The 23,472-nt window shown below is 37.3% G+C and carries 26 protein-coding genes; 6 read left to right on the forward strand and 20 right to left on the reverse strand.

What is annotated here, in order from left to right:
• Positions 1–281 precede the first annotated feature (281 nt).
• Both MW695_RS05880 and MW695_RS05885 read left to right on the forward strand, forming a co-directional pair.
• Positions 282–1,145, forward strand: a complete 864-nt coding sequence (locus MW695_RS05880; RefSeq protein ID WP_247104161.1) for an SDR family oxidoreductase — start codon at positions 282–284, stop codon at positions 1,143–1,145.
• 445 nt (positions 1,146–1,590) lie between these two features.
• Positions 1,591–1,695: a YjcZ family sporulation protein gene (locus tag MW695_RS05885; protein WP_247104162.1), complete on the forward strand. Its 105-nt coding sequence runs from the start codon at positions 1,591–1,593 to the stop codon at positions 1,693–1,695.
• Positions 1,696–2,117: 422 nt separating this feature from the next.
• On the opposite strand, the gene MW695_RS05890 is transcribed toward MW695_RS05885, so the two are convergent.
• Positions 2,118–3,065, reverse strand: coding sequence for a sigma-70 family RNA polymerase sigma factor (locus MW695_RS05890; RefSeq protein WP_247104163.1), 948 nt, complete (start codon positions 3,063–3,065; stop codon positions 2,118–2,120).
• Positions 3,066–3,382: 317 nt separating this feature from the next.
• On the opposite strand from MW695_RS05890, the gene MW695_RS05895 reads away from it, so the two are divergent.
• Positions 3,383–4,390 (forward strand): DUF3231 family protein, encoded by a 1,008-nt coding sequence (locus MW695_RS05895; protein WP_247104165.1) that lies wholly within the window; start codon positions 3,383–3,385, stop codon positions 4,388–4,390.
• Between the two features lie 220 nt (positions 4,391–4,610).
• On the opposite strand, the gene MW695_RS05900 is transcribed toward MW695_RS05895, so the two are convergent.
• Together MW695_RS05900 and MW695_RS05905 are read right to left on the reverse strand one after the other, a co-directional pair.
• The gene (locus MW695_RS05900) at positions 4,611–5,270 is read right to left on the reverse strand and encodes an SOS response-associated peptidase (RefSeq protein ID WP_247104167.1); all 660 of its coding nucleotides are present in this window, start codon (positions 5,268–5,270) and stop codon (positions 4,611–4,613) included.
• A gap of 221 nt (positions 5,271–5,491) precedes the next feature.
• Entirely contained in the window at positions 5,492–5,629 is a 138-nt protein-coding gene (locus MW695_RS05905; protein ID WP_247104169.1) for a hypothetical protein, read from the reverse strand.
• Between the two features lie 246 nt (positions 5,630–5,875).
• Here MW695_RS05905 and MW695_RS05910 point away from each other — a divergent pair, with 246 nt between their 5' ends.
• Positions 5,876–6,292 carry a VOC family protein gene (locus tag MW695_RS05910; protein WP_247104171.1) on the forward strand — a complete coding sequence of 139 codons (417 nt, stop codon included), beginning with the start codon at positions 5,876–5,878 and terminating at the stop codon, positions 6,290–6,292.
• A 286-nt stretch (positions 6,293–6,578) separates the two neighbouring features.
• Here the strand turns inward: MW695_RS05910 and MW695_RS23075 are convergent, their stop codons facing one another.
• The gene (locus tag MW695_RS23075; RefSeq protein ID WP_368859654.1) at positions 6,579–6,692 is read right to left on the reverse strand and encodes a peptidoglycan-binding domain-containing protein; all 114 of its coding nucleotides are present in this window, start codon (positions 6,690–6,692) and stop codon (positions 6,579–6,581) included.
• A gap of 37 nt (positions 6,693–6,729) precedes the next feature.
• Positions 6,730–7,437, reverse strand: coding sequence for an RNA polymerase sporulation sigma factor SigK (sigK, locus tag MW695_RS05915; RefSeq protein ID WP_247104172.1), 708 nt, complete (start codon positions 7,435–7,437; stop codon positions 6,730–6,732).
• Between the two features lie 403 nt (positions 7,438–7,840).
• Here sigK and MW695_RS05920 point away from each other — a divergent pair, with 403 nt between their 5' ends.
• Positions 7,841–9,313 (forward strand): glycoside hydrolase family 5 protein, encoded by a 1,473-nt coding sequence (locus MW695_RS05920; protein ID WP_247104174.1) that lies wholly within the window; start codon positions 7,841–7,843, stop codon positions 9,311–9,313.
• 124 nt (positions 9,314–9,437) lie between these two features.
• Here the strand turns inward: MW695_RS05920 and MW695_RS05925 are convergent, their stop codons facing one another.
• Together MW695_RS05925 and MW695_RS05930 are read right to left on the reverse strand one after the other, a co-directional pair.
• Complete coding sequence (locus MW695_RS05925; RefSeq protein ID WP_247104176.1) at positions 9,438–10,733, reverse strand: globin-coupled sensor protein; 1,296 nt, start codon at positions 10,731–10,733, stop codon at positions 9,438–9,440.
• Positions 10,734–10,878: 145 nt separating this feature from the next.
• Positions 10,879–12,033: a M20 family metallopeptidase gene (locus MW695_RS05930; protein ID WP_247104178.1), complete on the reverse strand. Its 1,155-nt coding sequence runs from the start codon at positions 12,031–12,033 to the stop codon at positions 10,879–10,881.
• 438 nt (positions 12,034–12,471) lie between these two features.
• On the opposite strand from MW695_RS05930, the gene MW695_RS05935 reads away from it, so the two are divergent.
• Positions 12,472–13,077 carry an NUDIX hydrolase gene (locus tag MW695_RS05935; RefSeq protein WP_247104501.1) on the forward strand — a complete coding sequence of 202 codons (606 nt, stop codon included), beginning with the start codon at positions 12,472–12,474 and terminating at the stop codon, positions 13,075–13,077.
• A gap of 33 nt (positions 13,078–13,110) precedes the next feature.
• Here MW695_RS05935 and MW695_RS05940 read toward each other — a convergent pair whose 3' ends face one another.
• The 13 genes from MW695_RS05940 to MW695_RS06000 all read right to left on the reverse strand — a co-directional run bounded on the left by MW695_RS05940 (position 13,111) and on the right by MW695_RS06000 (position 23,399).
• Entirely contained in the window at positions 13,111–14,601 is a 1,491-nt protein-coding gene (locus MW695_RS05940; RefSeq protein ID WP_247104181.1) for an MDR family MFS transporter, read from the reverse strand.
• 150 nt (positions 14,602–14,751) lie between these two features.
• Complete coding sequence (locus tag MW695_RS05945; RefSeq protein ID WP_247104183.1) at positions 14,752–14,991, reverse strand: YrhC family protein; 240 nt, start codon at positions 14,989–14,991, stop codon at positions 14,752–14,754.
• A 94-nt stretch (positions 14,992–15,085) separates the two neighbouring features.
• Positions 15,086–15,781: a 5'-methylthioadenosine/S-adenosylhomocysteine nucleosidase gene (mtnN, locus tag MW695_RS05950; protein ID WP_247104185.1), complete on the reverse strand. Its 696-nt coding sequence runs from the start codon at positions 15,779–15,781 to the stop codon at positions 15,086–15,088.
• Between the two features lie 75 nt (positions 15,782–15,856).
• Complete coding sequence (locus MW695_RS05955; RefSeq protein ID WP_247104186.1) at positions 15,857–16,495, reverse strand: YrrS family protein; 639 nt, start codon at positions 16,493–16,495, stop codon at positions 15,857–15,859.
• 330 nt (positions 16,496–16,825) lie between these two features.
• Complete coding sequence (gene greA / locus MW695_RS05960) at positions 16,826–17,302, reverse strand: transcription elongation factor GreA (protein WP_247104188.1); 477 nt, start codon at positions 17,300–17,302, stop codon at positions 16,826–16,828.
• 122 nt (positions 17,303–17,424) lie between these two features.
• On the reverse strand, positions 17,425–18,060 hold the full coding sequence (gene udk / locus MW695_RS05965) for a uridine kinase (RefSeq protein ID WP_247104190.1): 636 nt from the start codon (positions 18,058–18,060) through the stop codon (positions 17,425–17,427).
• Positions 18,057–19,322 carry a peptidase U32 family protein gene (locus MW695_RS05970; protein WP_247104191.1) on the reverse strand — a complete coding sequence of 422 codons (1,266 nt, stop codon included), beginning with the start codon at positions 19,320–19,322 and terminating at the stop codon, positions 18,057–18,059. The genes udk and MW695_RS05970 overlap by 4 nt, the downstream gene beginning before the upstream one ends.
• Positions 19,323–19,343: 21 nt before the next feature.
• Positions 19,344–20,273, reverse strand: coding sequence for a peptidase U32 family protein (locus tag MW695_RS05975; RefSeq protein WP_247104192.1), 930 nt, complete (start codon positions 20,271–20,273; stop codon positions 19,344–19,346).
• Positions 20,274–20,292: 19 nt separating this feature from the next.
• Entirely contained in the window at positions 20,293–20,922 is a 630-nt protein-coding gene (locus MW695_RS05980) for an O-methyltransferase (RefSeq protein ID WP_247104193.1), read from the reverse strand.
• Positions 20,923–21,046: 124 nt separating this feature from the next.
• Entirely contained in the window at positions 21,047–22,204 is a 1,158-nt protein-coding gene (gene mltG, locus MW695_RS05985; RefSeq protein ID WP_247104194.1) for an endolytic transglycosylase MltG, read from the reverse strand.
• Between the two features lie 205 nt (positions 22,205–22,409).
• Entirely contained in the window at positions 22,410–22,700 is a 291-nt protein-coding gene (locus MW695_RS05990) for a DUF1292 domain-containing protein (protein ID WP_247104195.1), read from the reverse strand.
• Between the two features lie 16 nt (positions 22,701–22,716).
• Positions 22,717–23,130 (reverse strand): Holliday junction resolvase RuvX, encoded by a 414-nt coding sequence (gene ruvX, locus MW695_RS05995; protein WP_247104196.1) that lies wholly within the window; start codon positions 23,128–23,130, stop codon positions 22,717–22,719.
• Positions 23,127–23,399, reverse strand: a complete 273-nt coding sequence (locus tag MW695_RS06000; protein ID WP_247104198.1) for an IreB family regulatory phosphoprotein — start codon at positions 23,397–23,399, stop codon at positions 23,127–23,129. Before MW695_RS06000 ends, ruvX begins: the two co-directional genes overlap by 4 nt.
• Positions 23,400–23,472: the final 73 nt, after the last annotated feature.

Below are 23,472 nucleotides of genomic sequence, written 5' to 3' on the forward strand. Positions count from 1 at the left end.
GTGGTAAGATGGGAATAGCTCATGATAAACCTCCGTGTAAGGGTTGTGTGGTAACTTCATTTTACACGAAGATTCATGGGCTTTTTGTTTTTCTTTTTAGGTGTCGCACTTAATATTACAATTCGTCTTATAAATAAACATTCGAGCTATATCAAGTTTGTTTTATCAAGAGTGTATCTTCGTTTTTAAAATTATTATTTCCAATTTCTATGTTTACATTTTTTCAAATGTGGAACTATACATAAAACGATTGGTTATATTTTTACTAAGGAGGTTACTCGATGAAACTTGATTCCATCCAAACTAACGGTCAACCGAAACAAGTTCAATCTCAACAACCGGGCTTTGAATATGAAATGAACCCTTTACCAATCTATGATGATCCAAATTATAAGGGCAGTGGTAAACTGAATGGAAAAGTGATCATTATAACTGGTGGAGATAGCGGAATTGGAAGAGCTGCATCCATCGCGTTAGCAAAAGAAGGCGCTAAGCTAGTCATTACTTATTTAAATGAGCATGAAGATGCTAGAATAACAAAACAAGAAATTGAAAAATATGGCTCTTCTTGTCTGCTTATAGCAGGTGATATTGGTGAAGAAACCTTCTGTCAAGAAATCATTGAACAGACCATTAACACATTCGGACAGCTAGATGTTCTGATTAACAATGCAGCAGAGCAACATTATCAAGAGAAGATTGAAAACATTTCTACCGCTCAGTTAGAACGAACCTTTAAAACGAATATCTTCTCTTGCTTTCATCTTATTAAAGCCGCAATGTCACATCTGAAAAAAGGTAGCTCCATTATTAATACAGCTTCTATCGTAGCTTTTAAAGGTAATCCCGTCTTAATGGATTATACAGCTACTAAAGGAGCCATGGTTTCTTTGACAAGAGGATTATCTCAAAACCTCGCATCTAAAGGAATACGAGTCAATGCTGTCGCTCCTGGACCGATCTGGACGCCTCTCATACCTGCTTCCTTTCCGGCCGAGCAAGTATCCGCTTTCGGAACTGACACCCCTTTAAAACGTCCAGGACAGCCTGTAGAGCTTGCTCCAACCTATGTATACTTAGCGTCCGACGATTCCACTTACGTCACCGGGCAAGTGCTACATGTTAATGGCGGCGAAGTCATTTAACATTCAGGTCAAAACGAGCCAAGCTAAAGAATAAACAGCTTGGCTCGCTTCTATTGGGCATGACCCACTCCTCTTCTTTAAAGTTAGTCATTGTGGAACCTATTATAGTTATTTATATGTCCTGAATTTTTAAGGGAAATGGATTAAAATCAATGTTTAAGCCACACCACCTAAGTCACCAATAATACCTTGATACTCGTTTAATAATTCCATTAAAAACTTTCCCCTTCATTAATCTTCCATCTTAGTCCTTTGCAATCTGTGTTGTCGTTATGTACCACGCGACATTAGAATTCGATCTACATATTTTGTTTTCGCTTCGCGCAATACGTATACCTCTTCTTTAATACGAAGTGTTTTTTATATTTCATATATAGTTCGTACAAACATTTTTTAAGAAAAAACATAAAATATATTATTCCTGTAAATATGGAGGTGAAACATCATGAGTGATTATGGTCACAAAAAAGACAATAAGTTTGCGTTAATCGTTGTATTGTTTATTTTATTGATTATTGTCGGCTCAGCTTTCGTTAAACCATATTACTAGACTCTTTCTTGATACGAGCTCTTTAACATAAGAGCTCGTATCACCATTGTTTACAACCCTTCTCATGTGTCAGCCCCCTTCATTGTAACTGCGCAGTATTTAGTCTACTATGTAATAAACTAGTTAATCTAACCTTGATTTACTCATGCAAAATAAGGCTTTAGAATATGAAAAGAAGATGCAGTTGCATAAGTTTCACCTTTTCTATTTGACTGCTAATCTAAAGCTAACAGTTCTCGCTTAATAAGATTTAAAACTTCGTGCCCACAAACTATCTAGATGAATTCTACAAAGACTCAAGAAAAATAGTCAGTTAAAGTGAGCATTAAATAGTCCCCACCTATGACTAAGGTGAGGACTATTTGACGCTTATATCATAAAGGACTTTTTCTTTACCATAAGTAAGATCATCTTTTCTATCCCTATTTCCAATCAACAACAGGTTTATCCATTTGTACCGGATAACCTAACTCTTCAGAGGCAGCAAACATAAATTCCTTCCTAAAATAATAACTACGATGATAAACAATTTTCCCATTTTCAATTTCTTGATACTGAATATCGTGAACTTCTGCACCTTGTTCTCCGTCAAAAAATACAACAATGACATTTCTTCCCCAAAGATTGTATTTTTCAGCTCGTAAACCAGGTAAACCGAACCGCATAGAGCCTGAACGCATTTCATCCTTAGAAAACTCTTGGAAACCTAATGACGCTTCATTATAAGCATCGTCACTAAAAATAGACAATACCCCTTCAAGATCGCCACTATTCAATGCATTTAAGTATTTTTTAATAATAGAATGCTCACTTTTTATTGATTTTAATGTAGAATTAGACTCTGAATTTATTTTAGGTGGTTGATCATTCAATTTCTTCCTCATGCGTTGTACTGTTGCATAAACAGCACCTGGAGTGGTCCGAACAATACCGGCTACTTCTTTAGCTGTAAAGGAAAATACCTCCATAAGTAGAAAGACAGCAGATTGTCTAGGAGTAAAAAGGCTTATTAGATGTTTAAGAGCTTCCTCTACCTCTAAACCATCAGTAGTTTCTTCTGCAAGCACTTCTTCTTCCTCGATACTACCAATTATTCTTTTTTCTTTGCGACAGTGATCAATCCATGTATTAGTCGCTATTCTGTATAGATACGATTTTGGGTTTGTTGAATGCCATCGTTGATATATACTACCAAACGCCTTTACCATCGTTTCTTGATACAAATCTTCTCCATCCCAAGGTGAGCCAGTTAAATAACGACAATACCTCCACAAACCTTCTGACAATTCATCAACTAACTGGTTAAACTCTGCTTTAAGCTCTCGAGATTTATCATAAATTGAAATCATTTGATTACGTGAAGTAGTCATAATAGCCTCCTTCTTTTTTATTCATTATGTATAACGATTTAGAAGGGCAAAATTATACGCACTTAACAATTTTTTTATTGAAGCCTCCTTTACTAAAAATTTTAATTAGAAATCAATTTAACATACTGTATTCTTTTTAGATGACTATGCCATTAAAAAAGAATTACGTATAAAGACTTCATACTTATATTTAATGCGCAACATACATTTACAGTAAACGTTTCTTCTCTAATTCTACACAAATACAAATAGAAAGAATAAATAATTTAGCCATGAGCATACTTAAAATAGAAAAAATTCAAAAAAGGAGATATTTAATGGATACAAAACATACTGTAGGTTTATCATCAACAGAAATTGCAGGGTTATGGGCTACCTATATCAACGATACTCTATCTATCTGTCTCACAAAGCATTTCTTACACCATTCGAATAACGAAGATGTTAAACCCTTAATTAAACTAACCTTAGATTTATCAAAAGCACATATTGAAGAAATAAAGAGCATTTTTGAAAAAGAGAATATCCCTATTCCAAAGGGATTTTCCGATGAAGATTTGAATCTTTCAGCACCACCTTTGTTTTTTGATTTATTTCCTGTGAGTTACACATACGGAATGAGTCGTATGGGTTTGATGAACTATGGTATGCTATTATCTAACGTTGCCCGTGAAGATATACGGACTTTTTTCTCTAAGTGTTTGACCACTACATTGGATCTTTATAATACATCAGTAAAGCTTATGCTTTCAAAAGGGATATACGATCGCCCAACAATGATCCCATATCCTGATAAAGTTGAATTTGTTAAAGAAAAGGAAACTTTTTTATCTAAATGGCTCGAAAAGAAACGCCCACTAAATGTTCTTGAACTAACTGAAATGTTTTATAATATTGAAAGAAACTATTTTGCTTTAATCTTACTCACTGGTTTTATTCAAGTCGTGAAAGATGAACAAATCCAAAAATTTTTAACAAAAGGAAAAGAGTTAGCTCTGAGACAAATTGATTTCCTAAACCACACCTTAATCAATGAAGATCTGCTTGGAACTATAATGATTAACTCTGAGGTTTCAACCTCTACTTCTTCTCCTTTTTCAGAAAAGCTTATCATGAACCTTGTAATTATGCTCAATACCCATGGAATAACCTATATTGGTCATGCATTAGGTACATCAGCTCGGATAGACCTCGCTACTGAATATTCAAAACTAATTCCTGAAATCTTGCAGTACGGAAAGGATGGTACAGACATTTTAATAGACCGGGGATGGATGGAAGAACCACCACACGCTCCGAATAGGAGCGAGTTGGCAGGAAATTAGTTTTTTCGAATGAGGGCTAAAATTCTCCAATAATTAGATGTTCGCCATGATTGACACATCTTGTTAACTCCTTCTCATTCACAATGTCTCAAAAAGTGAAAACAAAGTCTACTATGTAATAAACTAGTTAATCTAACCAATACCCTTGATTTACTCTTACAAAATAAGGCTATAAAATATGAAAGGAAGATACAGTTACAAACGTATCTCCTTTTCTTATTTATGTTAATGATTGGATACAATCTACAGATTCATTCTTCGGACTATTGACTATTGTTGAAACCTCGTAAGCATCCATCTCCTCAGCTGGGTATGAATGAAGCAATGTTTTTAATGTCGCTAAATGTGTCGTTTTATCAAGCCACCTGTCCCAATCTCTTCTATGAAGAATAACAGGCATGCGATCATGAATGTCACTTATTCGTTTATTTGGTTCTGTTGTTATAATCGTACAAGTCGTTAATTCGCTGCCTTTCTTCGCATCTATCCACCGATCCCATAGACCAGCAAACGTAAAAATACCCTCATGAACAGTTATGCGATAAGGTTTCTTCCCTTGCTCTGTACGCTTCCATTCATAGAAACCATCCGCAACAATTAAACAGCGTCGACGCTCGAATAAACGTTTAAAAGCAGACTTCTCATGGATGGTTTCTCCACGGGCATTAATCATTTTATAACCTATCTTGGGATCTTTAGCCCAACTTGGTACAAGCCCCCACCTTAAGTAACCAGCTTTTTTCTGCTCACCATTCGAAATGATACTCAAAACAGGTTGACTTGGTGCGATATTGTACCTAGGAGTATAATGGAAAAGATCAACTTGCAGATGCTTTTCAATCTCCTCTTTATCAGCAGTTAGTGTAAATCGACCACACATACTATCACCTCAGAATTAAGTATAATCAATTCAACTAATTGCATACCTATTTAATTCCAGTTATTTGATGTAATCCCTAATTATTCTAAATCTTCTTGTTAATTTACAAATTGTGAGTAGGGGATACTCAATGTATATTAGCTCTGAGTTTGTCTATTATGCACACCTCCACCTTTATAACACTCAACAGTCTCACCAATACAAATCCCTCTAGAATTAAATTATGTTAGTATGGACAAAAAGGAGAGGATGTAGATAATGATAAAGTTCAATTCATCATCACAATATAAATCTTCTTCTGGTATGCCATTAAATTCTTTGTACCATATCGTTGCTTCTTCCAATGAATAATTTGCCATTGCATCACACTCGCAAATTTGAAATGCGTGTACACCCTGCAATCCTTTGTCTTCAAATAACTTTCATTTCTCCAAGATTTATTCCCCCCTTTTTCATATAAACAATTTCTTTCAACCGTATGGTATCACTGTGCATTCATTGATCAACAATACTGTCAAACAATATCAAGATAGCAATCGAAAAGAAATCAAAGCATTATCTTAATGCTACAATCAAAATATAATAAAAGAAGGAGTTGACTATTGATGACAGCAAGACTTATCCCTTACTTAAATATGGAAGGAAACGCAAGAGAAGCTATACAGTTTTATGAACAAGCACTTGATGCCAAAATTCTCTCTATCATTACTTACGGAGAGATGCCGGAAATGCCTAATACATTCAATGAAGACCTAAAGCACCTTGTGGCACACGCAAAGTTACAAGTTGGTGAATCGGAACTCATGTTTTCCGATGCTCCAGATGATTCGACTATCCCAAAGGGTAAACAGATAACCATTTGCATTTCAACTAACAACGTAGAAGAATCAAAACGATATTTTGAAGCCTTACAGCAAAACGGACATGTCAATATGCCGTTTAGAGAAGAGCCTTTCAGCCCTGGTTTTGGTGATGTAACTGACAAGTTCGGAGTGACCTTTCAAATTTATACTGAAGAGTAAAATTCAAATACGGATAAAGAGTTGCTTCAAATGTGAGGGACTCTTTTGTTATTTATTGCACAGTTTCACTGAGAACAGAACTTATTACTGAAATAAACTTTCTTAAAAAATCCCATTTTTGTTCTCAGCCGGGTATGAATGAAGCAATGTTTTTAATGTCGCTAAATGTGTCGTTTTATCATGCCAACTGTCCCAACCTCTTCGCTATCCAAATGATTTCTGCAAATACTCAAGAAAATATTCATGTTTCCCCTTAAATTGAGCAGCAAATAGTCCCCACCTATGACTAAGATGAGGACTCTTTGATGCGCTTACATACAAACAGCTGGTTCCATGTTTGAATACCAACTATCCCATCCACAATGATACCTTGAGTACGTTGGAAGTTTCGTACCTCCAAAACCCGCCTTCATTTTGAGGATGAAGGTGTTTGCTATTTATGACTTCTCCTTACTACTTTTATAAAATTCATGAAACAGCTTCATTAATGCTCTTTTCTCTATTCTTGAAACATAACTTCTTGATATACCAAGCTCCTTAGCAATTTCTCGTTGTGTTCGTTCTTCCTCTAGATTTAACCCAAACCTCCCGATAATGACTTCTTTTTCACGATCATCTAACACATGAATATACGTATAAATTTGACTTTTTTCCATCTTTGTTTGGATAATATCGACGATATCATCGGCATCCTCCTGTAGAACATCGATGAGGGTGATTTCATTCCCTTCCTTATCAGTACCAATCGGATCATGTAAGGATACATCTTTCTTTACCTTCTTTAACGCTCTTAAGTGCATAAGAATTTCATTTTCTATACATCTGGCTGCGTATGTTGCCAATTTCGTCCCTTTATCCTCGGAATAACTTTCAATCGCTTTAATTAACCCTATCGTTCCAATGGAAATTAAATCTTCTGTATCCTCTCGTGTATTTTCAAATTTTTTGACAATATGTGCAACTAACCGAAGATTATGCTCAATTAATAAGTTTCTAGCTTCCTCATCCCCTTGCTGCATTCTTCTTAAGTATTTTTTTTCATCTTCTTTATTTAATGGTTGTGGAAAAGCGTTATTCTTCACAAAAGAAACGAAAAATACGAGCTCTTTCACAAAATACGTGATCGACGCTAAAATCGTGGACATGAACCCACCTCCCAATTTCTTTACTGTATCCTTATGAAAAGTTGGGCTCATCCGTGTCTGTACATATAGGAATTAGCTTGTAACTTTTATAAAAGATCATTCACAATTATAAACTTAACGATAATCTTTTTTGTTTCTTATCTCTTATCATTAATGGCGCATAGGTTTTACAAATCTTTTAACAAACGTTTATTTTTCAATATTAATAGGCATTACAGATTATTCAACAAGTGAAAACTAGTAAAAAATAACTGTTTTATATAAAATAGTTGAACTTATCGGTTAAGTATTTTAACTTAATAGTAAGCGTTTACAAATAAAGAGAAAGGAGGGTTGTACTACGGTAACGTTACCTCAATCGTAATCAAAACAAGTTTGTATAAAAAATGAGGAGGTAATTGAAATGAGAATTTTGGGTAAGCTAATTGTTATTTCTTGTCTTCTATTCAGTTTTTTTATTTTTATCACTGATGGTCATAGTCAAACACATTCTGGCTTCTATATCGAAGGTTCAACCCTTTATGACGCCAACGGAGAACCCTTTGTAATGAGAGGAATCAATCATGGACATGCCTGGTTTAAACAAGATTCTAGCGTCGCTATACCAGCTATTGCTAATCAAGGAGCAAATACAATTCGTATTGTCCTATCAGATGGTGGTCAATGGGCAAAAGATGATATAAGTACATTAAATCAAGTGCTCGATTTAGCAGAGGAACATGAGATGATTACTGTTGTTGAGGTACACGATGCAACAGGATCTAATTCAATGGCTGACTTAAATCGCGCTGTCGATTATTGGATTGAAATGAAAGACGCTCTAATTGGAAAAGAAGATCGCGTCATTATTAACATTGCCAACGAATGGTATGGAGCGTGGGACGGACAAGGTTGGGCAAATGGCTACAAGGAGGTTATTCCACGTTTACGAAATGCTGGCTTCACTCATACATTAATGGTAGATGCAGCTGGTTGGGGACAATACCCTCAATCGATTCATGATTATGGTAAAGAAGTTTTTAATGCTGACCCTCTAGCAAATACAATGTTTTCGATCCATATGTATGAATATGCTGGCGGGAATGCTTCAATGATACAGTCTAATATCGATGGTGTCGTCGATCAAGGGTTAGCTCTTGTAATAGGTGAATTTGGGCATATGCACACGGACGGAGATGTTGATGAAGCAACAATATTGAGCTACTCGCAACAAAGAGGCGTCGGTTGGCTAGCTTGGTCTTGGAAAGGAAATTCGCCTCAGTGGGAATATCTAGATTTATCTTATGATTGGCAAGGAACAAGCTTAACTTCTTGGGGACATACCATTGTCTACGGACCTAATGGATTACTCGAAACATCCATTCCAAGCTCGATTTTCCATACCCCTCCAAACAATGGAGAGCCCCCTCCTCATAACGGTAATGAAACTATCCTATATGATTTTGAATATGGCACTCAAGGTTGGTCAGGTTCTTCACTTCTAGGAGGACCTTGGACAACGAATGAATGGAGTGCGAATGGTAACCATTCATTAAAAGCCGATATTTTCTTATCATCTAACTCGAAGCATGAATTAGCAAAAGTCGGAAACAAGAATTTATCAGACTACTCTACTTTACAAGCCACTGTTCGCCATGCACATTGGGGGAATGTTGGAAATTTAACGGCAAGATTGTACGTGAAAACAGGCTCAAACTATAGCTGGTTTAATGGCGATCCTGTCCCTGTAAACTCAGCAAATAGTACGACTGTCTCTTTACCTCTTTCAGCAATTCCAAACCTAAATGACGTAAAAGAAATTGGCGTTGAATTTATTGGGGCTTCAAATAGCAGTGGTCAAACTGCCATTTACTTAGATCATGTAACAATCCAATAAACTGTAGTCACCTCAAAGGTTTCATTCTGATCTTTGAGGTGACTCCTTTCCAAGGCATCTTGAAATCACAGCTATTCCTTCAAATTAAAAAAAGCCAGGGATACGCTCCTGACTTTTAACACCCTTATAAATTCGAAGTTGAATGCGTCAATTGGTCTGATGCAACTGATACTTGATCAGAAGCTGCCGCAACACCCTCTAATGTTTGCACAAATTTGAGCAACTCTTCCTTCACTTCATTCGTTTGTTTTTTACTGAGTCCCATTGCATCAATGATCTTTTCAAAAAAGGCTGCTGTATCACTTACATATGTTACACTATCAGCAATTTGAAGATCGACTTCCTCAACTGAATTTAATACACGATTCATCTGGTCATTTGTTTTTTCAATTAACGTTGAAATACTGGAAACCGATTGTTTAGTTTGATCTGCTAGCTTACGTACTTCTTCCGAAACAACTGCAAATCCTCGCCCTTGCTCACCTGCTCTAGCTGCTTCAATTGCTGCATTTAGAGCTAGTAAATTCGTCTGATCGGCAATATCGGTTATTAATGAAATAATTTGCGTAATGTCGCTCGACGTTTGGCGTAATTCTTGAGACTCGACAACAATCCCTTGAACCGTTTCTTGGATATTGCCAATAATCGTACGTTGCTCATCAACTTGTTCTTTTCCATTATAAGATACTTGCTCTGCTTCTGCTGCATAACGTAAATTTTCAATTGATTTGGTTTCAATAAACTTAGCCTGATCATTCAACGATTGCATCGATGCACTCGTTTCTTGTGAAATCGTTGCTAATTCTTCGGAGGCTGTTTTAACTACTTCAGCAAACTGATTCTTTTGCTCCTCATGTTCTTGATTAAGTCGCTCATTTTCAAGTTCATACGCTTCTAATACAAGCTGTTGTTCTAGATTCAGTAATTTATTTGTTACATTCAATGCTCGTACAAATGCGTCTTGATCCTTAATTGTTTGTTGAAAAATCGTTGAAAATGCTTGAAAGAGTACTTGAAACGATAAGACATACCACTTTGTAGGTAGGCCAATTTTCACATGTATTTCAGCAACCTTGATTCGCTTTTTAATGTATGTATCCGTTATTTCACCACTAAACATTTCCACAATATGTGTTGACAAAGTTCGTTTTAATCTTTCTACAGAACTGTGGTCATTAATAATGGATTTTAGCTGATTTTCCGCAGTTAACACTTGATAAAATCGTTCAATAACATCGTCTATTTGTTCTATCACATAAGGCTTCAATGACTGAATAAATCCGAGTTCACTTTCATTTAAGCCTATCATTTCTAATTGCTTGGCATATTCTGAGTTCTTATCAATAGATAAGACCCCTTGAAAATGTTGTGCTTCTTCCTCTGGTTGCTTCATTTTTCTTTTAAATAATGAACGTGCCATGTTATCTCCCCCTAGAACTTTAATAATAGGTCTCTATACTTATTATCGCATAGTTTGATAATTTAACAATCACTTCTGAAAATAAATCATTACGGGGGAATCATTAAAAAGTCTAATAGCCTTTACAGCAGCCATTAGACTTCAATCAACTTACTTCTTTTTTGCTATTTTCATTAGGTTTGGCAAGCTTTTCAATAATTTTAGCTAATAATAAAGTCCTCTCAGTTAGTGAATCCACGTCTAAGTATTCCTTTTCACTATGAGCATATCCGCCAATAGGCCCAAGTCCATCAATGGTTGGAATACCCATTGCCGCCGTAAACGATGCATCTGATCCACCACCTGTTTTTGTATCTTTGATTGACAACCCTAATTCCGCTCCTACTTTCTTTACAACTCGATACAGCTCATTAATTTGTTTATTTTTAACCATTGGTGGTCGACTCATATCGCCAGTAAGTTCAATATTTGTACCTTGTACATCAGACGTCGCACAAAGCTGTTCAATTTTCAATTCCATCTCTTTAGCCTGCTCTATAGTAGCAACACGGACATCAATGTGACCAATAGCTGTATCAGAAATCGTATTAACCGCATTTCCACCGGCAATAATACCAACATTAACTGAAATCCCACGTTCATGGTCGTTTAAATCATGTAACTTTACAATTTTATGTGCTAATTCCTCTATCGCACTTCTTCCCTTTTCAGGTTCAATACCAGAATGCGCTGCACGTCCGGATACTTCAATCACAAAGCGTCCATTACCTCTTCGCCCCGTAACAACAGATCCATCCCTACGAGCAGGCTCCATCACAAGTGCATATCGTTTTCCTTTAGCCTCCTTCTCGATTAGAGAACGAGATGTAGGAGATCCTATTTCTTCATCACTTGTAAGTAAGATTTGAACATGCTCATATGCAGATGAGCCGCTCTCCTTTAAATATGACAGCGCATAAATTACCGATACTAAACTAGCCTTCATATCGATTACTCCAGGACCATACGCTCGTCTACCTTCAATGGAAAAGGGCCTTTTTACAGATGTTCCTCTTTCAAATACCGTATCCATATGAGCCACAATTAAAATAGAAGGTTGAGTCGATCCAAATCGATAAACTAAATGATCACCTACTTCCTCTTGCTCCTTCACCTCTAATTCAAAACCCAACTGTGTAAAATAAGGAGCTAGCTCCCTCCCTATTTGATCTACACCTTCTTTATCATGTGATCCGCTATCAATGTTCACTAGCTTCTCCAATAAATTTAACATTTCGTCTTCTTTCTGCTGGACATTCATCAGACTCTTCCCCTTATCTTCCTTTTCCACATTCTTTATCTTAGTATATGTCAGTTCATAACTTTATTTTCGATGAATAGACCCATTTTTGCAACATAATCTTTTTTATATGTACTGCTTAACAAAAAAAGAGGCAGTTCCAAGTAAAGGAACTGCCCGACAATAGGGAAGAGTAGAGAGAACATTTTTGAAGCTAGGTCAATGACCCTTCATGTGTATACTTTAACCTACGAATAGCAAAAATACAGTGTTTTTGTTAGATCTTCTAACAGAAAACCTTCATATTACTTTTTTCGTAACGTTTTTTCTCATAGAAGTCCTTTATTAAAGGGCACCAAAAAAAGTAAAAAGTAAAAAACCAAACTTTTTTCAGTACACTTCTTTATTTCTCTTTTTCTGAATTTCGTGTACATTATGATATAGGAGGGAATACAGTTGATGCATATGATAAGAAAGATTGAGAAACAACTTAGTAAACGTCAAGTAAACATTATCGGACAAGATCAAATGAAAAACTCTGCCGTTATCCTACCCCTCATCGATATCGATGGAGAACTCTCTGTATTATTTGAGGTCCGATCCTATGAATTACGATCACAGCCTGGAGATATTTGTTTTCCAGGAGGAAAAATCGATAAACAAGACGCAAGCCCTCGTGATGCTGCTCTTAGAGAATTAACAGAAGAGTTACAAATTCAAAGCAAGCATATACAATTACTGGCTGATTTAGATATACTCATTACGCCTTTTAAAGGGATTATTTATCCCTTTGTTGCTCAGGTTACTTATCCATTTACAGAGATTAAAGCGAGCCCTGCTGAGGTCGATCATTTATTTACGGTCCCACTTCGTCACTTTTATCTTCAACCACCAGAGCAGCATCCAATGCGATTCATCATTGAGCCTGAGACAAACAGCCGATATAAACATGTTCAACATCAGCGTCACACGATAGAGCAGTATTTTTATTACTATGAAACATACACCATTTGGGGACTAACTGCACGCATTTTAAAACATTTTATCGACATTACTAAACCATAATCGATCTAGCACCCTACTTTAAATATCGCTAGATCAGTTCCCAGCTTCTTTGCTTTTTCCATCTTTAGGTAATTGTAAAATAAGCAAGAACGTGACAATCGCTAATACGAGTAGTGCTATGAATATGTAGCTTAACCCTCCTGACAAACCTTCTTGCAATAAAAGTTGCTCATCATTAGTTAATGCTACTCGTTCTGTTTCATCCAAAATCCGATTAACCTCATCAATTGTTGGTTCAAATGCAACTTTATCGTCAACGTTTTCAAAATATGTACGCAAATAACGATTTAAAAGGCCACCAAATAATGCAACCCCTATTACACCTCCTAACTGTCGCATAAACATATTCATCGCTGTTACTTCTCCACGAGATTTCCAATCAACCGCTGATTGAATAGAAACAATAAATGTGGTCGTTGAAAAGCCCATGCCGACTCCGATGAAAAAGGAGCCTAGTGCTGCCCATAATGGATATGCAATTGAGGATAACGTCAAATAGCAAATCGACCCTACGAATAACCCACCCCCTCCAATGAGAGCAGTTAGACGAAAACCTACCTTAAGTATCATCTTTCCAGCAATCATTGCTGAAATAGGCCAGCCAATTGACATTGCCGTTAACGTTAACCCAGCAATGAGGGGACTTTGTTCTAATATTGCTTGAACATATGTCGGCAAAAAGGTCGATACCGTTAATAGCATCGCTCCTGTCGTTAGGGAGGCTAAATTGGCATAAAATATTTCTTTCCTTTTCCATAATGAGAAATTGACCATCGGCGCTATCGTCTTTTTCTCGTGGTAAATAAACCAAATTAGTCCTATAATCGAACATACAAATAAAAATAACAGCTGCATCCACGGTAGGAAGGAATCTCCATCGAGCTGTAAAAAGACAAACATCATCGTTGTCATTGTTACAAATAACAGAAGCGCTCCTCCATAATCAAGCCTTTGTTGCTTTTGTTCTACCTTTTCGTTTAAAAACAAACAGACGATCAATACCGAGAAGATACCAAAAGGGACATTTACCCAAAACACCCATGACCAATTAACATATTCAACAAAAAACGCTCCTAACAACGGACCTAGTATCGCTGAAATACCCCATACACTAGATAAATACCCTTGAATTTTCGCACGTTCTTCCTTCGTATACATGTCGCCTACAATTGTTGTCGCAATAGGTTGTACCGCTCCTGCACCTATTCCTTGAATAAATCGTGATAGGATGAGCATTTCCATCGACCATGAAAAACCACATAAAATCGAACCGATTAAGAAAAGAATAATTCCGATTGAAAATATGAGCTTACGACCATATATATCAGCTAGCTTACCATATAAAGGAATCGTCACAACTTGCATGAGTAAGTAAGCTGAAAACACCCAGCTAAACAAGGCAAAACCGCCTAAATCTGCCACAATCCTCGGCATGGCTGTTGCTATAATTGTCGCTTCCACAGCTGCCATAAACATCGCCAGCATAATAGCTACTAGCACTAGAGGTCGTTTTGTCTCATTCATATGTAATCTCCATTCCAATATTTTGATCTTTCTATTCTATCAGAAAATGAAGAAATCTTCATACAAAAAAGCTTAATGAAGAATTGTCTTGCTCCTCATTAAGCCCACATCATGTATCATATTTTTATCATTAACTGTCGTTCTCTATCGTTATTTATTGTCCTCTTCGTGTAAACGCTTTGATGTCTTCATGGCATAACGATGGCAAGAAATTGCCGCTATTAATAAGACAAAAACAGCTATAACCGCTGGAACTTGCCACTCTGTAATTGGAGCTGATGGAATCAGTAAGCCAATTGATAAAAACGCACTTAATGAAAGTAAAATAAAACTATATTGTTTGAAATCTGCAATCTTTGTTAACTGCTCATTCATCTTCTTATCCGTCATCCGATTCCCTCCTCATTATTATCATTCTAACATCATTTTAAGAGACTAAGATGATGTAATGATCGACAATCAAGGAGATTTTAGCCAATTACGTTTATGATTGAAGCAATTCAACCATTAGTAGTACTTGCTTAGCTGAATTGACAGAAGCTTTTTTCAAAAATTGTTCGTATGACACTTTGGCATCCTGCCCCGCAATATCAGATAATGCTCGGATGATAACAAAAGGTATTTCAAATTGGTGACACACTTGAGCAATCGATCCAGCTTCCATTTCTGAGCATGAAGGCTGATTAAATCGTTGCTTTAGCTCTTGGACACGATCGTGCTCACTCATAAAGGAATCACCAGAGAGAACAAGTCCTGTCTTTGAATGGATTCCAACCTTTTCTGCAGCTTTTTCAGCCATTTCAACTAAATGCTGATCAGGTGAATAAAAGGCTGGCATGGCTGGCACTTGTCCAAACTCATAACCAAAAACAGTAGCATCCACATCATTATATCGAACTTCAGTTGAAATAACGATATCTCCTACTTTTAATGATTCATCAAAACCACCTGCTGACCCCGTATTAATGATCACATCAGGTTTGAATAATTGAATTAACAATGTCGTTCCTATTGCTGCATTTACTTTACCAATTCCTGATTTTAATAGAATGATCTCTTGATTGCCAATGAATCCTTGATGATATTCACACCTAGCGATTGTCTGATCTTTACGCTTACTTAAGCTCTCTTTTAATAGCTCTACTTCTTCATCCATCGCGCCAATAATTCCAATTCTCATATCGTTTTACTTCCCCTCATGTTAACTATATGAAGCCACCTACAGAGGTAAATAAATAGTAGGAGGCATTCGTTTTTAATTTCTTGTATATGGGTTGTGCTCTAATTGATTTAATTGAACTGGTAACCAACCTTCACCATCTTGCCACTCCAAGAATATTTCATACGGTGTTTCGCTATTTTCATAGTTACTTACAACACCTCTTACACTCCGTTGGTCCCCGGCATTTTCAATTCGCCAAACGGTCATTTCCTCTAGACTTAACCCTGATGCATAACTAAGAGCACGATCCATTTCTTGGCGATTAGTCGTCCCTTCACCGAATTCAAGCCTTAATTCTGATTGTGTCGTCCCAATCGGCTCCCACTCATCCTCATCTGGACGAGGAGATCCTTCATCGACATCCACTTCTATTCCTTCTTCATCATCAAATACTCCTTCATTCTCTGGCTGAGACTCTTCCGGAACAACCGGATCGACAGAAGGCTCCTCTTGCTCCTCAGGAAACGCAGGATCTGGAACAGTTGGATCTTGATCATCTTGTTCATTTTCTTCATCTTCAATCGGCTCTGGTTCATTTACAACCTCACTGTCATCTTGATTAAAGATTTGTAAAGCAAAAAAGGCGATTAGCACCATGACAATGACAATTGCAATGTTATATATTATATTTATCCGTTTCTTTCTTCTTTCTTCATAACGATACGACCTCATACTACCACTCCTTTATCTTGCAGCAATACGTTCGCTAATAAGTATGACAACAAGTACACACTTTGTAAATGCACTGATTTAACTATTTTTTTTAAGAAGAATAGCGCTAACGGATGGGCACTGAAAAGTTTGGTTTTTAACTTGTTTTGATAACCTTCTAACTGTCTTTTTCTAAAAGCGTCATATCGAGTCGCTATAACGGTTTAATATAATCTGATATCCTTAACGTATCAAATCCGATATTTCATTATCCGTTGCGAATATACTCGTTTATTTAAAAAAGAGTTTCAAACAGAGAACGTACACCTCTCTGCTGAAACTCCTTCCTATTTAACGAATATCGACTATTTTAACTTCCATTTCACCACCTGGTGTATTCACAGTCACATGATCATTCACATGCTTACCCAGCAAACTTTGAGCCATTGGTGAATCATTGGAGATTTTTCCTTCTGCAGGGTCTGATTCCGCGCTACCGACGATTGCATATTCTTCTTCGTCACCATCTGGTAATTCAACGATCGTTACAACCTTTCCTAGAGTAACAACATTTTCATCCCCTTCTTCATCTTCAATCATCACAGCATTACGAATCATCTTTTCTAGCTGAGCAATACGCCCCTCAACGAAAGCCTGTTCTTCCTTCGCAGAATCATATTCAGAGTTTTCCGAGAGATCACCGAAGCTCCGAGCAATTTTTATACGTTCAACGACTTCCTTACGTCGTTCAGTTTTCAAAAACTCGAGTTCCTCTTCTAATTTTTTCTTACCATCCATTGTCATATAATGCTTTTTTTCTTCTGCCACGTCGTTCACTCCTCAATATCCTTCAAAAATAAAATTAACATAATGGCTGTTCAACCATACTTATGTAAGAGAATCGTTCAATATACAAATTTCATGAAATCCCTTACATGTACTCTATCCTATTACAAAATGGCTTTTCCTTCAATAATTGCCTGAATTTTTGTTGCAATTAAATCGATAGCAACCTGATTTTGACCACCTTCTGGAACAATAATATCTGCATATCGCTTTGTCGGTTCAATAAATTGTAAATGCATCGGTCGTACAACAGACGTATATTGTTCAATTACAGAATCAATTGTCCGTCCACGATCGTCAACATCACGTACGAGACGACGGATAAACCGAATGTCCGCGTCTGCATCAACAAACACTTTAATGTCCATTAAATCCCGCAACCGTTTATCTTCTAAAATCAAAATTCCTTCTAAAATAATGACATCCCTCGCTGAAATCGGTATGAAATCATGGGATCGTGTATGCTTCACATAATCATAAACCGGCTTTGCCACTGTCTTTCTTTCGAGTAAGCGATGTAAATGCTCTAACAACAGCTCCGTATCAAATGCAAGTGGATGATCATAGTTCGTCTGCAGTCGATCATCGTAAGATAAATGACTTTGATCTCTATAATACGCATCTTGCTCAATTAATACAATCGATTGCTTATTAAAAAGACGATATATCTCATGAGCTACTGTTGTTTTACCCGAACCTGTTCCTCCCGCAACCCCGATAATGATCGGTTTAGTGATCATTTTCGAACCTCTTTACGCATCATATTCATAGGATGTAATGGTTGATCCACTTTAAAGCGAACAACTTGTAGTGGGTGTCGTGCTGCATCTAACTCGTGACCATCCTCATCCCAAATCGTATCAATAGTTTGTACAAAATTATCTATCTCCGGTCCGAAAAATTCAACTTCATCTCCTGGACGGAAATGATTTCGCTGCTGCATTGTCACAATCGACGTTTTTGGGTCATAATCAAGCACAAAACCGATAAAATCAAAATTCGTACGTTTTGGATGATTTCCATACATTTGTTCTTCGAATGTCGGTGTTCCTTCAAAAAACTGTGGAGCAAAATCTCGATTTGCACATTTATCTAATTCATCTAACCAGGCTTTTTCAATCTTGAAGTTGTCTGGGTCCTCACAATAAGCGTCGATTACTTTTCGATACACACTCGTTACTGTCGCTACGTAGTGAATGGACTTCATTCTACCTTCGACCTTAAGGCTATCAATTCCTGCTTCGATCACTTTCGGAATTGATTGTAATAAATTTAAATCTTTCGGGCTCATCGTATATTGAGGATCCTGCTCATTAAAGAGCGCTTGATCACCATTCTCGTTCAATTCAAATAAATCATAATCCCAGCGACACGATTGGCAACAGCCTCCACGATTAGAATCGCGTGCTGTCATATGATTACTTAATACACAGCGACCAGAATAAGCGATACACATCGCTCCGTGAACAAATGCTTCTATTTCAATATCGACATGCTTTTTCATTTCAAGCATTTCCTCAAGGCCTACCTCTCTTGCTAAAACAACACGATGAAGTCCTTCTTCCTTCCAATACTTCACCGCTAACCAGTTCGACAAAGATTGTTGTGTGCTTAAATGCACCTCTACCTTTGGAGCGACTTTTTTACACGTTTCAATAATGAGAGGATCAGCCACAATGATGCCCGTTATTCCAACTTCCTGAAGGCTTTGTAAATACTCCTCAAGGCCATCGATATTTTCATTGTGTGCAAAAATATTCGTTGTTACGTAAATTTTAGCTCCATAACGATTAGCGAACTCTACCCCTTCACGCATTTCATCGATCGTGAAGTTTCCGGCATTCGAACGTAAGCCAAATTCCTGTCCGCCAATAAATACCGCATCTGCTCCATAATGAACAGCAACCTTTAGCTTTTCTAAATCACCAGCAGGTGCTAAAAGTTCTGGTTTTTTTGTAATCACGCGTTTCGCTTTTCTTGTTTCTTCTACGGTTACAGTCATCTTCTATTCCTCCCTCCTTTTTTAATACACAGTTTCCTTAAAAAAGAAGCCTGTATCGAGCTTACGATGCTTCGGTTGTAGCACTTCTAATTGATCGATATACAGTTCTTTTTTCTCCTCATATTGTTCACGATCTGTTATACAGAGATCAATCGCGTCACGATAAAGTTTCGTAACTTCTTCCATATATTCAGTTGACTTTAATACACCATCGATTTTAAAGCTATCGATTTGGGCATCAATCATTTCCTCTAGCTCATCAATAATGGCTATATCATTCGGGCTCATAATATGTGTTCCGTTCTCATCTTCAAAAATAGGATAGCGAGCTTCGCGTTCCGGATCAAACAAATACAATTGTCGCTCCTTTCCCCGTCGCTCTACTTCTAAATTCTTTCCTTGGAATTCCATATAGTTCCCGATTAATGTGCGTTTCGATTGAAACATACAGGTCATTCCATGAACTTGAACTTCAACTGCTACTTCAGCATGCTCTTTAATCTCAATAATGGCATCCATGCTGAGCTCACGAGCTAAAACCGCTCGCGTAGCTCCTCTTTTGCCCCAATAGTTTGCTGTAAACCAATTTGTCGCTGTCGTCTCTGTATTCCAATGTAAAGGCATATTAGGTGCAACCTCGCGAACAGTCATCACAACAGCTGGGTCACCAAATACGATGGCATCTATTTCTGCTTCACTTAAAAAAGCCACATATTCTGTCAGCTCTTCTATTTTGTCATTGTGAAAGAGGGCATTCATTGCAACGTATATTTTTTTATTTTGTTTATGGGCAAGCTCGACCGCTTGTTTAATATCATTTCGCGTAAATTCACCAGCAAGACGTAACCCATAACGTTCTTCACCTATAATCGCCGCATCAGCTCCAGCGTTAAATAAACGTTCAAGTGCATTAAGATCCTTTGGTGTTACAAGTAATTCAGGCTTTTTCACCGTCCTACTCTCCTTTTTACTATCGTTTTATACTGATCGCTAATCCGTCACCAACTGGCACAATTCTCGTATCATAACGAGGATGCGCCATTAACCAAGAGTTATACGTTTTTATTTTCTCGGTTAAATTCCGTAACCTCTTTGATTCAACCTCAGCCTCTGCAACTAATCCACGAAAAAGAACATTATCAGAAAAGATCACACCGCCGCGCTTTACATACGGTTCGTATAATTCAAAGAAGCGTTGATATTGGCCTTTAGCGGCATCAATAAATAATACATCAAAATGGGGCAAAGATTCAAGTTTTTCAACAAGATTCAGTGCGTCCCCAAACCAAACATGAATTTTGCTCTCTAACTCAACACGTTGAATATTTTCAAGCGCTTGTTCATATCGCTGCTCTTCTCGTTCAATTGTCACAACCGTTGCTCCAGTTGCTTGACTCATTCGTATGGCTGAATACCCGATAGCTGTGCCAATTTCTAAAATCCTTTCCGGCTTCATTAGCTTTAATTGCTGAAGTAAAAACTCCATCGCAATGATATCCATAATCGGTACATGATCTCTTTCTGCTTGTCGTTCCATTTCTTCTACAATTGAGTCTCGTCTTGGAATTAACGATTTCACATAAGTCTCAAGCTGTTCCATCTTCTACCCCCTTCTTGCTTATATGGAAAAGAGGGTGTGTCAATGACACCTCCCCCCTCATAATTGAAGTCACTGGAAGGGCACCGAAAAAGTTAAAACCAAACTTTTTCAGTGCCCCTTATCATTACTCTTCATCCTCTTGTTCTGCTTGTTCAGCCGCTTCAATCCACTCATGACGATAACGATCTCGATTTGCTAAGTGCTCTTCATACGTATCCGTATACAGAACATCTCCATTAATTCGCGCGTAGAAATAAAGATCGCCTGTTATTTCGGGACGAACTACAGCTTCTATCGAATCCTGTCCTGGTCCTGCAATTGGGCCAATTGGAATTCCCTCTACAACATACGTATTGTATGGAGATTCAAATCGAGTGTCCGTTAATGATGTCATATATAAATGCTCACCTATTGCATAAGCGGTAGTCGGATCGACTTCTAATTTCATTCCACGCTCTAAACGCGTATGAAGGACACCTGAGATCATATAACGATCTTCAGACTTCTGTGCTTCTCGCTCAATAATTGAAGCTAATGTCAATACTTCATGCGGTGTTAATTCAAGCTCGTCCATCTCTTCTTCAAGGTTAGTTAAAATCGCCTGTGTTCTACTTAGCATCGCCTCGACGATTTCCTCAATAGAAGGATTTTCAACCATGAAATCATATCGTGCTGGAAATAGGTACCCTTCTAATGGATAACGAATATTTTCATCTAAAACAACCTCAGTTAGCATATCATATCGTTCAATCAACGATTCAACATAGTCTTTATCATGGATAACCGCTTCAAGATCCTCAACCGTATGATCCGTTTCTTTTGCGATAACTTCAATCATACGCTCAAGCCATAACCCTTCAGGAATAGTAAATACCAATTCTGGATCTTGCATAACCGTTCCATCTTTTAAGGATTCAATAATTTCATCCATTGTCATACCTGTATGGAGTCGATAATCTCCTGCTTGAAATCCAGATTCATTTTTATATCGTACATAATAACGAAAGACGGTCCCATTACGAACAAGCCCTTCTTCTTCTAGTATCGTTCCGATGTGATTGGCAGTAGAACCAATTGGTATCGTAATCTCCATTTCCTCTGGTGAGTCTTCATCAACTGGAGATAGAGCATTGGTTATATATGAATACGCACCAAATCCTGCGATCGTTCCAAGTATAACTAAGCCAAGAAACGCAAAAAAGACAATACGCCTTACTATTCGAGCTTGAGTTGCTCTTTCATGATACAAGGAATTTCTTTGTTTATCGTCGGAATTAGACATCCTTCTCCTCCTTCCACCGTATCATTATACTATATTTTTCTAATATGTCAGTAATAAAAACTTGAAAATTCATGTTTGTGTTAAACAATGTAAATAAATGATCGAACCTTCATTGATTCAACTTTTAAGAATTTAATACACTCTCACCTGAAAAAAAGGTATTTCGGAAGGTTTTAACTACCGAAATACCTTTAAGACAATGCCTTTATTCTTGATCTTCGCTAAATGTATTCAACATTTCTTCAACCATTTCCCACTCTTGATCGGATTCTAACGGAAATAGAGCGATATCGTTTTCTTCACCTTCGCGATCTTCAAAACGGAAAGCGAACACCTCGACCTCTTCATCCTCATCTTCTTGATCAGAGCCAACAGGCGTTAATAAAATATATGATTGATCCGTTTCATCTACTTGAAAACGAAATAATTCATCAAATAAATGCTCATCCCCATTCTCATCGGGAATGACAATGCGTTCTTTCTCTTCGTTTGCCATAAGACACCTCTTTCACTTATTTATGATCCAAATAACCTTGTAAAATCATTACTGCAGCCATTTTATCGATCACTTTCTTACGTTTTTTTCGACTAACATCAGCTGAAATGAGCATTTTTTCTGCTGCAACCGTCGTTAATCGTTCATCCCAAAATGTCATATCACAAGTGACAAACTCTTGAAGTTGCTCAGCAAACTCCTTGCTTCGCTCACCACTTGGACCAATGGAACCATTCATATTCTTAGGTAATCCTATGACTATATGGCTTACTTCATGCTCTTTAACAAGGTTAGCTATCTTTTCCATATCTTCAGAAGGGTTGTCTTCATTTCGTCTAATGGTTTCCAGACCTTGGGCTGTCCAACCTAGCTCATCACTAAGGGCAATTCCAACTGTTTTCGTACCCACATCTAATCCTAACGCTCTCATCCAATCTCCTTTTGGTGTTGTGTGAGATAGGATTTCACCAATTCTTCAATTAATTCGTCCCGTTCTAGCTTGCGAATGAGCGTACGAGCATCCTTATGACGAGGAATGTACGCAGGATCTCCTGACAGTAAATAGCCAACAATTTGGTTGATAGGGTTGTAACCTTTTTCCTCAAGTGATCCATACACAGAAAGAAGCACCTCTTGCACATCCACATCAACCGAATCATCCTGAAAATCAAATTGCATCGTTTTGTCCATAGAGCTCATCACACACACCTCTTTCATTCATTGCTAGTCTCCTTCTTCCCTTAAAAGCTAGCTTGTCTTTATTTCCATTGTA

The sequence above is a fragment of the Halalkalibacter sp. APA_J-10(15) genome, assembly GCF_023017105.1.
Classification (GTDB): domain Bacteria; phylum Bacillota; class Bacilli; order Bacillales; family Bacillaceae_D; genus Halalkalibacter.

What these genes read in the sequence shown, in the direction of transcription:
- MW695_RS05910 (WP_247104171.1), top strand. Translation starts at nt 5,876, where the DNA reads ATGACAGCAAGACTTATCCCTTACTTAAATATGGAAGGAAACGCAAGA.
- mtnN (WP_247104185.1), bottom strand. Translation starts at nt 15,781, where the DNA reads ATGAGAATTGGAATTATTGGCGCGATGGATGAAGAAGTAGAGCTATTA.
- MW695_RS05930 (WP_247104178.1), bottom strand. Translation starts at nt 12,033, where the DNA reads ATGAATGTCCAGCAGAAAGAAGACGAAATGTTAAATTTATTGGAGAAG.
- mltG (WP_247104194.1), bottom strand. Translation starts at nt 22,204, where the DNA reads ATGTCTAATTCCGACGATAAACAAAGAAATTCCTTGTATCATGAAAGA.
- MW695_RS05955 (WP_247104186.1), bottom strand. Translation starts at nt 16,495, where the DNA reads ATGAGGTCGTATCGTTATGAAGAAAGAAGAAAGAAACGGATAAATATA.
- MW695_RS05940 (WP_247104181.1), bottom strand. Translation starts at nt 14,601, where the DNA reads ATGAATGAGACAAAACGACCTCTAGTGCTAGTAGCTATTATGCTGGCG.
- MW695_RS06000 (WP_247104198.1), bottom strand. Translation starts at nt 23,399, where the DNA reads ATGAGCTCTATGGACAAAACGATGCAATTTGATTTTCAGGATGATTCG.
- MW695_RS05935 (WP_247104501.1), top strand. Translation starts at nt 12,472, where the DNA reads ATGCATATGATAAGAAAGATTGAGAAACAACTTAGTAAACGTCAAGTA.
- udk (WP_247104190.1), bottom strand. Translation starts at nt 18,060, where the DNA reads ATGATCACTAAACCGATCATTATCGGGGTTGCGGGAGGAACAGGTTCG.
- ruvX (WP_247104196.1), bottom strand. Translation starts at nt 23,130, where the DNA reads ATGAGAGCGTTAGGATTAGATGTGGGTACGAAAACAGTTGGAATTGCC.
- MW695_RS05905 (WP_247104169.1), bottom strand. Translation starts at nt 5,629, where the DNA reads ATGGCAAATTATTCATTGGAAGAAGCAACGATATGGTACAAAGAATTT.
- MW695_RS05880 (WP_247104161.1), top strand. Translation starts at nt 282, where the DNA reads ATGAAACTTGATTCCATCCAAACTAACGGTCAACCGAAACAAGTTCAA.
- MW695_RS05980 (WP_247104193.1), bottom strand. Translation starts at nt 20,922, where the DNA reads ATGGAACAGCTTGAGACTTATGTGAAATCGTTAATTCCAAGACGAGAC.
- MW695_RS05900 (WP_247104167.1), bottom strand. Translation starts at nt 5,270, where the DNA reads ATGTGTGGTCGATTTACACTAACTGCTGATAAAGAGGAGATTGAAAAG.
- MW695_RS05895 (WP_247104165.1), top strand. Translation starts at nt 3,383, where the DNA reads ATGGATACAAAACATACTGTAGGTTTATCATCAACAGAAATTGCAGGG.
- MW695_RS05925 (WP_247104176.1), bottom strand. Translation starts at nt 10,733, where the DNA reads ATGGCACGTTCATTATTTAAAAGAAAAATGAAGCAACCAGAGGAAGAA.
- MW695_RS05885 (WP_247104162.1), top strand. Translation starts at nt 1,591, where the DNA reads ATGAGTGATTATGGTCACAAAAAAGACAATAAGTTTGCGTTAATCGTT.
- MW695_RS05945 (WP_247104183.1), bottom strand. Translation starts at nt 14,991, where the DNA reads ATGACGGATAAGAAGATGAATGAGCAGTTAACAAAGATTGCAGATTTC.
- MW695_RS05920 (WP_247104174.1), top strand. Translation starts at nt 7,841, where the DNA reads ATGAGAATTTTGGGTAAGCTAATTGTTATTTCTTGTCTTCTATTCAGT.
- MW695_RS05890 (WP_247104163.1), bottom strand. Translation starts at nt 3,065, where the DNA reads ATGACTACTTCACGTAATCAAATGATTTCAATTTATGATAAATCTCGA.
- MW695_RS05990 (WP_247104195.1), bottom strand. Translation starts at nt 22,700, where the DNA reads ATGGCAAACGAAGAGAAAGAACGCATTGTCATTCCCGATGAGAATGGG.
- sigK (WP_247104172.1), bottom strand. Translation starts at nt 7,437, where the DNA reads ATGTCCACGATTTTAGCGTCGATCACGTATTTTGTGAAAGAGCTCGTA.
- MW695_RS05970 (WP_247104191.1), bottom strand. Translation starts at nt 19,322, where the DNA reads ATGACTGTAACCGTAGAAGAAACAAGAAAAGCGAAACGCGTGATTACA.